The sequence below is a fragment of the Burkholderia sp. Tr-862 genome (genome assembly GCF_011753085.1).
GTDB classification, from domain to species: Bacteria; Pseudomonadota; Gammaproteobacteria; order Burkholderiales; family Burkholderiaceae; genus Burkholderia; species Burkholderia ambifaria.
Genome location: NZ_VWWG01000253.1, coordinates 1 through 6,324, shown reverse-complemented (window position 1 = coordinate 6,324; position 6,324 = coordinate 1). Strand labels below are relative to the sequence as shown.

6 protein-coding genes are annotated in these 6,324 nt (G+C 69.4%); 4 read left to right on the top strand and 2 right to left on the bottom strand.

What is annotated here, in order from left to right; all coding sequences use genetic code 11:
• The first annotated feature begins 376 nt into the window (after window positions 1–376).
• The 3 genes from F3J14_RS32950 to F3J14_RS32940 are packed head-to-tail and all read left to right on the top strand — an operon-like array spanning window position 377 to window position 3,204.
• Entirely contained in the window at window positions 377–1,345 is a 969-nt protein-coding gene (locus F3J14_RS32950; protein WP_166726468.1) for a PRC-barrel domain-containing protein, read from the top strand.
• Window positions 1,342–2,601, top strand: a complete 1,260-nt coding sequence (locus F3J14_RS32945) for an MFS transporter (RefSeq protein ID WP_166726467.1) — start codon at window positions 1,342–1,344, stop codon at window positions 2,599–2,601. Before F3J14_RS32950 ends, F3J14_RS32945 begins: the two co-directional genes overlap by 4 nt.
• Before the next feature lie 36 nt (window positions 2,602–2,637).
• Complete coding sequence (locus tag F3J14_RS32940) at window positions 2,638–3,204, top strand: FUSC family protein (protein WP_166726466.1); 567 nt, start codon at window positions 2,638–2,640, stop codon at window positions 3,202–3,204.
• A gap of 52 nt (window positions 3,205–3,256) precedes the next feature.
• Here the strand turns inward: F3J14_RS32940 and F3J14_RS32935 are convergent, their stop codons facing one another.
• Together F3J14_RS32935 and msbA are read right to left on the bottom strand one after the other, a co-directional pair.
• Window positions 3,257–3,637, bottom strand: a complete 381-nt coding sequence (locus F3J14_RS32935; RefSeq protein ID WP_166726465.1) for an RcnB family protein — start codon at window positions 3,635–3,637, stop codon at window positions 3,257–3,259.
• Window positions 3,638–3,733: 96 nt separating this feature from the next.
• Window positions 3,734–5,485, bottom strand: coding sequence for a lipid A export permease/ATP-binding protein MsbA (gene msbA, locus F3J14_RS32930; protein WP_247682339.1), 1,752 nt, complete (start codon window positions 5,483–5,485; stop codon window positions 3,734–3,736).
• 223 nt (window positions 5,486–5,708) lie between these two features.
• On the opposite strand from msbA, the gene F3J14_RS32925 reads away from it, so the two are divergent.
• On the top strand, window positions 5,709–6,324 hold a 616-nt coding region (locus F3J14_RS32925), incomplete at its 3' end, for a glycosyltransferase family 2 protein (RefSeq protein WP_166726463.1).

Genomic DNA, 6,324 nt, shown 5'->3' with positions numbered 1-6,324 from the left:
GGCGGTCGGCGGCCTGACGGGCGGCAGCGGCACCGGCGCGCTGTCGAAGACCGGCGGCGGCCTGCTCGCCCCGGTCACGACGACGCTTGGCACGCTGGCCAAAAAGTAACGTCACGCCGGCAGCCCGTGCGGCGCCCGTACCGTCGTCGACGGTCGGGCGCCGCACGCGTTAGGGCACCCGGACACCCGATGCCGCCCTCCCCGCGATCGATCGCTACCCTTTCCCCGCTATCCCGCGCCCAATCCTCCGCAGAAATCGGTCCTGAAAGGAAGACACGTTAAACTCTCACCTCGCGAGGTGCGCCGCCCGCACCCGCCATCCATCGCCAGCCGCGCGCCCCCCGGGCCCGGCCCCCGACCCATGGAGTGAGTGTCAATGAGCGGCGGACTCCCGTTTCCCGCATCCCGAATGTCGTTCCCGTCCTCGACGGTCTTCCTGGTGCTCGCAGCCGCCGCGCTGCTGTCCGGCTGCGGCTTGCTGCCGACCCAGAATCCGCCCGCGCCGATCAGCGAGGCGCTCGTCGAGCCCATCGAGGAAACCGCCGGCGAGCCGCTGACGATGCCGCCCGTGCCCGCGCCGACGCCCCCAGAGGAACCGGAAGCGCCGAAGAAGCCGCACCGTGAAGTCACGCGGCCGAAGCCCGTGCAGCGCCCCGAATCGCCGACACCGCCGCCGCCTCCGCCCGCGCCGCTCGTCGCGACGCGCCCGCTCGACCGCACCCAGATCCATGCACTGCTCGACAGCGAAGTCGCGCGCCGCAACGGCAAGGTGATCGGCCGCGCGGTCGACATGGTGATCGACGCGAACGGCAATCCGCGCGAGATGATCGTCAACCTGCAGGGCTTCATGGGCATCGGCGACCGCAAGGTCGTCTTCCCGTGGAACGTGTTCCGCTTCACGCCAGGCGGCAAGCAGGAGCCGATCGTGCTCGACGTGCCGTCGGGCGACCTGCCGCCTGCCGCGAGGCCCAAGGCCGTGCCGCTGTCGGGTTCGGCCGCGGCGTCCCCCACCACGCGACTGCCGATGCTCGACAGCGACGTCGAGCGCCCGAACGGCACGAAGATCGGCCGCGTCGTCGACGTGCTGATCGACCGCGCCGCGCAGCCGCAGGCCGTCGTGCTCGACCTCGGCGGCCTCGTCAATACCGACCGCCGGTCGATCGCCGCGAGCTGGGGCGCGCTGCGCTTCGTCACGCGTGACAAGGCGCTGCACCCGCAGCTCGACCTGAACGACGCCCAGATCAAGGCGGCGCCGCCCTACGCGGCCGACAAGCCGATCGTCGCGGTCTACCCGCCCGTTGCCCCGGCACCGGCGCAAGCTTCCTCTGCGAGTGCGACCCGATGACGATCAAGCATTCCGTCACCGTACGCAGTCTGCGGTCCCTCGACTGGCTCAACTTTTTCGTTGCAAACGTTCAAACCGGGTTCGGTCCGTTCATCGCGTCCTACCTCGCGTCGCACAAGTGGACGCAGGGCGAGATCGGCATGGTGCTGTCGATCGGCACGATCAGCGCGATGGTCAGCCAGGTGCCGGGCGGCGCCGCCGTCGACGCGCTGAAGAACAAGAAAGGCGCGGCCGCATGGGCGATCGTGGCCATCATCCTGTCCGCGGTGCTGCTCGCGTCGAGCCCGACGATCGTGCCGGTGATCGCGGCCGAAGTGTTCCACGGCTTCGCGAGCTGCATGCTCGTGCCGGCGATGGCCGCGATCTCGTTCTCGCTGGTCGGCCGCGCCGATCTCGGCGACCGGCTCGGCCGCAACGCGCGCTGGGCGTCGATCGGCAGCGCGGTCGCGGCGGGCCTGATGGGGCTCACCGGCGAGTATTTTTCCGCGCGTGCTGTGTTCTGGCTGACCGCGGTGCTGGCCTTGCCCGCGCTGTTCGCGCTCGCGATGATCCAGCCGACGCACGAAGTGATTCCGCAGTCGTCGAAGCCCGACGATCACGACGAAGGCGAGCACCGCGAGACGCTGCTCGAGCTGCTGCGCGATCGCCGGATGCTGATCTTCGCGTCATGCGTCGTGCTGTTCCACCTGTCGAACGCGGCGATGCTCAACCTCGCGGCCGGCGAAGTCACGGCCGGGATGGGCGAGAACGTGCAGCTCGTGATCGCCGCGTGCATCATCGTGCCGCAGGCGATCGTCGCGATGCTGTCGCCATGGGTCGGCCGCTCGTCGCAACGCTGGGGACGCCGGCCGATCCTGCTGCTCGGCTTCTCCGCGCTGCCGGTGCGCGCGCTGCTGTTCGCCGGCGTGAGCAGCCCGTACCTGCTCGTGCCGGTGCAGATGCTCGACGGCATCAGCGCGGCCGTGTTCGGCGTGATGCTGCCGCTGATCGCGGCCGACGTCGCGGGCGGCAAGGGCCGCTACAACCTGTGCATCGGACTGTTCGGTCTTGCGGCCGGAATCGGCGCGACGCTCAGCACGGCCGTGGCCGGCTATGTCGCCGATCACTTCGGCAACACGACCAGCTTCTTCGGGCTGGCCGCGGCCGGCGCGCTCGCGGCGCTGCTGGTCTGGCTCGCGATGCCCGAAACGCGCGTCGAAAATGGCGACGTGACCGCCGGCGAGCCGGCCGCCGCGTCGCCCGAACAGGCGCACTGACGCGCTCGCACCGCCCCTGCTTCTTGGCACGACACGATGGATACGATCAGGACACTCAACGAAGCCCGCCAGCAGATCCAGCAGTCGATCTTCGATCTGTTCAAGGGGCTGACCTTCGGCGAACGACTCACGCAGGGCGCGCTGATGGCGCTGCAGGCGGTCTGCGGCGCGTGCCTCGCGTACGCGATCGGCCGCGCGCTGCACACCGAACAGGCCGTGTGGGCGGCGGTCACCGCGATCGCCGTGACGCAGCACAACTACTCGGACACGATGTCGCTGTCGCGCGACCAGTTCATCGGCGCGATGATCGGCGGCCTGCTCGGCTTCGCGGGCGCAGCGCTCGGCGGCGACCGCCTCGTCGCCTATGCGCTCGCGGTCGCGCTCACGATCGTCAGCTGCTGGTGCCTGAACGTCGGCAGCGCGGCGCGGCTCGGCGGCGTGACCGCGACGATCGTGCTGCTGTTTCCGGGAAACGGCCCGCTATGGGACATTCCGCTGATGCGGCTCGGGGAAGTGGCGCTCGGCACGGTGTGCGCGCTGGCCGTGTGCTGGGCGATGTCGCTGATCGAGCGACGCTGGTTCCGCCGGGCGGCGGCACAGTGACGCGGCGCCGGGCAACACGCCCGGCAGCCGGATGAACGATCGGAAAGAAACGTTACGGACCGACCCGCAGCACGATGCCCGAACCGATCTGCACGAGCAGGTAGTCGCCGCCGACGCCGACCCACTGATAGCCGCGCGGCGGCGCACTCAGATGATAGCCGCGCCAGTCCTCGACCACGTACTGGCGATCGCGGAATTCGCCGGGAAGCCGGTCGCCCTTGTGCCACTCGCGACGCGGCTGGTCGGCCCAGCGCGGCGGCACGTCGTCCTCGTGGCGCATCTGGCCGGGCGGCATGTGCTTCGGGCCATGACCGCGGTGCATGCCATGATTGCCGTGGTTGTCATCGTTGCCGTGATCCTGCGCCATGGCTGCGGGTGCCGCGAAACCCGCCACGATCAGCGCGGCCAGCATCGTCCCGTGCATCTTCTTCATTGTTCTTCCCTCCGAGTTGTCACGTCGAACCGGAAACAACGGTGCCTGCCCGATCAAGACTAGCACACCGATGTGACCCCGCGGCGTGACCCGGCGTCACGCCGCCTGCTGCTGGTACTGGATGCGGTGGAGGTGCGCGTACAGCCCGCCGTGGCGCAGCAGTTCTTCGTGGCTGCCCTCTTCGACGATCTTGCCCGCTTCGAGCACGAGGATCCGGTCCGCACGCTCGATCGTCGACAGCCGGTGCGCGATCACGAGCGTCGTGCGCCCTTCCATCAGCCGCTCGAGCGCGGCCTGCACGTGGCGCTCGGACTCGGAATCGAGCGCGGAGGTCGCCTCGTCGAGGATCAGGATAGGCGCGTCCTTGTAGATCGCGCGCGCGATCGCGAGCCGCTGTCGCTGGCCGCCCGACAGACGCATCCCGTTGCCGCCGACCAGCGTGTCGAGCCCGTCGGGCATCGCGGCGACCGCGTCGGCCAGGTTCGCGGCCTCGAGTGCCGCCTGCACGCGTGCGCGGTCGGGCGTCTGGCCGTACGCGACGTTCGCGGCGATCGTGTCGTTGAACAGCACGACGTCCTGGCTGACCATCGCCATCTGGCCACGCAGCGCGTGGATGTCGTAGTCGGCCACCGGCACGCCGTCGACCAGGATCGCGCCGCCCGTGGGGTCGAAGAAGCGTGGCAGCAGGTTCACGAGGGTCGTCTTGCCGCTGCCCGACGGCCCCGCGAGCGCGACCATCTCGCCCGGCGCGACCTTGAACGAAATGCGGTCGAGCGTCGGCCGCTCGGATGCGCCGTAGTCGAACGACACGCCACGGAATTCGATCTCGCCACGCGCGTGCGGCAGCGCGCGGCCGCCGCCCTGCGGCTCGGCCGGCTCGTCGATCAGCCCGAAGATCAGCTCGGCGGCCGTCATCCCGCGCTGCAGCGGCTGGTTGACGTCGATCAGGTGCTTGAGCGGGGAAATCACCAGCAGCATCGACGTGACGAACGCGACGAAGCCGCCGACCGTCGTCTGATCGTTGGTCGACTGCACGACCGCGATCGTGATCACGACCGCGAGCGCGATCGACGCGAGGAACTGCGTCAGCGGCTGCGCGAGCCCGCCTGAGATCGTCATGCGCATCGCGTAGCCGCGCAGGCGCTTGCTCATCGCCGTGAAGCGGTCCATCTCGTACGTCTCGCCGTTGTGCACCTTGACGACCTTGTAGCCGCCGACCGTCTCCTCGACGATGTACGACAGCTCGTTGGTCAGCGTCTGGTGCTCGCGGTTCAGGCGGCGCAGGCGGCGGTTGATCTTGCTGACGAGCCAGCCGATGCCCGGCAGGATCACCGCGACGATCAGCGTGAGCCGCCAGTTCAGGTAGAACAGGTAGCCGAGCAGGAACATCACGGTCAGCGAGTCGCGCACGAGCGTGACCATCACGCCGGTCAGCACCGACAGGATCTGGTTGACCTCGAACACGATCGCGTTGATCACCGTGCTCGCCGTCTCGCGCTGGAAGAACGACGCGCCCGTGTGCAGCATCCGCTGGAACATTTCGAGCCGCAGCTGCAGCAGGATGCGGTTCGATACGTAGTTGAGCAGGTAATTCGACGCGTACTGCGACACGCCGCGCACGAGCGCGAGGCCGATCACGGCCATCGGCACGTACCATTTCGCGCGGTCGCTGCCGTGCGAGCCGAAGCCGTGGTCGAGCAGCGGCTTGAGCAGCGCCGGAATCCCGGCTTCCGTGGCCGCGACGACGCCCATCGTGACGACGGCGAGCACCACGATGCCGATCAGCGGCCGGATGTACGGCCACAGGCGCTTGAGAACCGTGAGCGGCGACGTGCCCGTGCCGTCCATCGGTTTGCGAAGAGTGTTCTGGGTTTCCAAGGCAATCCTTCTTGAGCCGCGACGCGGCGCCCGGGGCATGGCTGCCCGGGATTCGCCCAGTCCGGCGGTTGCCGAAAAAGGCCCAACATTATAGCTGTACCGCCCGCGCCGGCACGGCCGTTGCCGAAGCGGCCGCCGGCCGGTGCGCGGGTATACTGCCGCTCACCGTTTTCTCCGCCTTTTCGACGATTTCATGGCAGAACCCACCCTCGGCGTCGCCCTCATCGCCCTCAACGCGGCCGCGCGGCTCGCGCAGTGCCTCGACGCGCTGGCCTTCGCCGACGACGTCGTCGTGATCGATGGCGGCAGCACCGACGATACCGTCGCGATCGCCCGTGCGCACGGCGCCCGCGTGATCGTCGAGCGCGACTGGCCAGGCTTCGGCCCGCAGAAGAACCGCGCGCTCGCCGCGCTCGACACCGACTGGATCCTGTCGCTCGACACCGACGAGGTGGTCAGCCCCGAACTCGCGCAGTCGATCCGTGCGGCCATCCGCGCGCCGGGCGCGCAAGTCTACGCGCTCGATCGGCTGTCGAGCTTCTGCGGCCAGTGGATCCGCCACAGCGGCTGGTATCCGGACTGGGTGCCGCGCCTGTTCCGGCGCGGCGCCGCCCGCTTCTCCGACGACCTGGTGCATGAACGGCTCGTGTTCGACACGCCCGCGCAGCGGCTGGCGGGCAAGCTGATGCACTATTCGTACGAGGATTTCGAAACCGTCGTGCGCAAGCTCGACGCGTATTCGACGGCCGGCGCGCGCCAGCGCCGCGCGGCCGGCCAGCGCGGCGGCTTCGGCAAGGCGCTCGCGCGCG